Source organism: thiotrophic endosymbiont of Bathymodiolus puteoserpentis (Logatchev) (assembly GCF_900127505.1).
Taxonomy (GTDB): Bacteria; Pseudomonadota; Gammaproteobacteria; order PS1; family Pseudothioglobaceae; genus Thiodubiliella.
On sequence record NZ_UEXF01000069.1, the window covers coordinates 1 to 3,693 of the forward strand.

The following is a 3,693-nucleotide window of genomic DNA, read 5'->3' on the forward strand; positions in this document are numbered from 1 at the left end:
CCCCCTAAGTCTGGGGTTACCATAATGGTATATTGCGTATCACTTAATTTGGTAAATGAACCTGGATTAATAGTGCCATTTGCAACACTAATACTGCTTATGCCAAACGACGCGATTCTAATGGCTTCATTAAAATTAAATGTGATTGTATTAGCGGTAACATTGGCACCACCACTGCCTATAATCGTCAGGATCGGGCTAATAGCCTCAAGCACCAAGTTACCATTAGCAATCAAATCAGTCAATAAATTAGTTCTATAGGCGACATTGGTTAAAGTAATGGTTACTTGGCTATTAAGTGCGCCAGTGCCATCATAGCTAATAGTCAGTTTAGTGTCAGTACCGTTGGCGACTGCTGTTACAAAATCACTCAGATTAGAAGTGGTGCTATATCCTACCAATAAGTCGTTAAGGTTAATAATATCTGCACCATGATCTGTTTTTGTATTTCCTATCGTAAAGTCGGTAATGGTGTCATTGCCTGCGTTTTTAAAGCCGTAATCAAAGACATCTATACCATATGAACCTGTTAAAGTATCATCGCCTTCACCGCCGACTAAAATATCATCTGTAGTGCTACCAATTAGCGTATCGTTACCCCCTAAACCATGTAATATGGTTTTTATGCCAGTTACAGTCAGTGTATTGGCAGTTGAATCGCCCTGTATTGTCTTACTGCCATCAAAATTACTATCATTAATAGTCCAGTGATAGGTGTCTATTAAATATTGTCTGGCAGTGGCATCGGTGTAGTTTTCGATATCCCAAGTAACATTGCTCTGGATAGCACTCTCACCAGCAGCAATATCGAGCTTTGCCCAGCCACGCAAGGTGCTATCCATATTATTTAGAGTCATTGAGGTGTCTTCAAACATACCCGTTGCACTTGTTAAACTCGAAATATTCCAACTGCCAATATCTCGGTTAAAGGCACCTGCGTTATGAAACATCGCTTGCATATTAGTCACTTTGCTAACATTCCAACTGCTAATATCTTGGTTAAAGACATTAGCGTCCCAAAACATCCTATGCATGTTAGTCACTTTACCAACATCCCAACCACCAATGTTTTGATTAAAGACGCCTGCGCCAGAAAACATATAAGACATATCAGTTGCCTTACTAACATTCCAGCCACCAATGTCTTGGTTAAAGGTAGTTGCTTTATAAAATGCTTGGCTTGCATCGCTTACATGAGACACATCCCAATGGGTTAAATCAACATCAGAACCGATACCATTGATATTAACTAACTCTTTTAAGTTGCTAATTTTGGTTGTATTTTTAACGATGGCAACATTAGTATTGCCAGCAACATCTGTAAAGGTATTTGCTGCAACCGTAATGGCAACATTAGAATGCTTTCCACCTAGACTTGGGGTTACTATAATGGTGTATTGAGTCTCGCTTACTTTGGTAAATGAGTCTGAATTAATAGTACTATTTACAACACTAATGTCATCTACATTAAACGACCCGTCTTTAATAGTTGCACTAAAATTAAATGTGATTGTATTGGCGATAGTATTTTTGCCACCACTGCCTGTAATCATTAGGGTTGGTTTAATACCCTCAAGCACCAAGTTACCATTAGCAATCAAACTGTTCAACAAATCAGCTCTATAGGCGATATTTTTTAAAGTAATGGTTACTGGACTGTTCAGTGTGCCAGTGCCGTCATGGTCAATAGTCAGTTTGGTGTTAGCGCCATCAGCAGCAACTGTTACAAAATCACTCAAATTAGAAGTAGCGCTATATCCTATCAACAAGTCACTAAGGTCAATAATATCTGCGTTAGTATTTGTCTTTGTATTTCCTGGCGTAAAGTCGGTAATGGTGTCATTGCCTGCGTTTTTAAAACCGTAATCAAAAACATCTCTACCACCTGCACCTTTTAAAGTGTCATTGCCTGCACCGCCAACTAAGATGTCATCTGTAGTGCCACCAGTCAGCGTATCATCACCACCTAAGCCGTGTAGTGTGGTTTTTGTTTTAGTGGTAGTAAGTGTATTGGCAGTATTATCACCCTTTATCGTCTTGCTGCCATCAAAAACGCCACCATTAATAGTCCAGTGGTAAGTGTCTATTAAATATTGTCTGGCAGTGGCATCGGTGTAATTTTCGATACCCCAAGTAACATTGCTCTGGATAGTACTCTCACTAGCAGCACTATCAAGCTTTGCCCAGCCACGCAAGGTGTTATCCATATTGCCTACAGTCATTGAAGTGCTTTTAAACATACCTGCTGCATTTGTTAAACTCGAAATATCCCAACTGCTAATGTCTTGGTTAAAGGCATGTGCATTGTAAAACATATAAGACATAGTACTCACCTTGCTAACATTCCAACTGTCAATATCTTGATTAAAGGTGTGTGCGTTATAAAACATCCTAGACATATCAGTCACATTGCTAACATTCCAACTACCAATGTCTTGATTAAAGGCATATGCATTAGAAAATGCTCTGTTGGTATTGCTTGCATGAGACACATCCCAATGGGTTAAATCAACATCAGTGCCATTACCATCAATATCAACCAGATTTTTTAAATAGTTAATTCGGGTTGTATTTTTAGTGGTGGCAGTATTAGCATTAGCAGAAACATCTGTCAGAGTGTTTGTTGTATTGTTTATTTCAGTCGTAATGGCAACATTAGAATGTTTTCCACCTAGGCTTGGGGTTACCATAATGGTATATTGAGTTGCACTTACTTTGGTAAATGAATCTGGATTAATAGTGCCATTTACAATACCAATATCGTTCACAGTAAACAACCCGTCTTTAATGGCTTTATTAAAATTAAATGTAATTTTGTTGGCAGCAGTGCCTATACCGCCACTGCCTGTAATCGTCATGGTTGACACTGATGTTGTTGTTCTTGTGGTGGTCATGATTTATTCTCCGTTGTTGGTTTAGTTCCTGACAATAATATATCAGATTTTGTGAAATTATAGCGCAAGGTGTTTTAGAATTGGGTACCATTAAAAAACCAAAATCACAAAAAACCAATAATTTTTAATAAAATAAACCCATAAAAACACTACTAAAAAAGTATTTAAGGCAAAAAGACAAGGTGATAGTAATAGGATTATTTGATTAACAAATACTGTATTAGCTCTACTAATTAAACACAATTCACAATTACTTAAGGATTGGGTGGGTAAAGACGATGTAGAGCTTTACGCCGATAGCACTTATTGTTCACAAGAGATTGAAGACTATTTAAGTGAGATTAAATGCAACTCCCAAGTTCATGAAAAAATCCACTTAGTGAGCAACAAAAAGCCAATAATCACAAGAAATCTAAAACTAGGGTGCGAGCAGCATGTATTTGGTTTTATGACTAATTCTATGAATGATGTTTTGCATATGCGACAAATAGACAGAAAAAGATTGGTGCTATAATTGGGATTTTGGAGGTGTCCTTAAATAGTCAACCCTTAAAAACCACACAACAAATTGATTTATAACAATAAAACCAACAATAATCCTAGACAAATCAACTAACTTTTGTTAAAATACCTCTTATTTCTTGGTCGTTTTGCTTAAAAAAATGTTAACTAAATCCAGCCCAATATCCACCCAATCAAATCTTTTTCATTCAGAGCTCTTTTCTCAATTAGATGTCAAAGACCCTTTAATACAACTAGCCAACACTATTAATTGGACAGTCTTTGATGATGCCTTTGA

The 3,693-nt window shown here is 37.2% G+C and carries 2 protein-coding genes; one reads left to right on the top strand and one right to left on the bottom strand.

Annotated features, from left to right (window positions below; genetic code table 11):
- Positions 1-2,894: BspA family leucine-rich repeat surface protein (locus BHECKSOX2_RS07915; protein WP_139683138.1), on the bottom strand; the 2,894-nt coding region annotated here is incomplete at its 3' end.
- A gap of 265 nt (positions 2,895-3,159) precedes the next feature.
- Between BHECKSOX2_RS07915 and BHECKSOX2_RS07920 the strand changes: the two genes are divergently transcribed.
- A complete protein-coding gene (locus BHECKSOX2_RS07920; RefSeq protein WP_139683139.1) occupies positions 3,160-3,408 on the top strand; it encodes a hypothetical protein in 249 nt (82 codons plus the stop codon).
- Positions 3,409-3,693 lie beyond the last annotated feature (285 nt).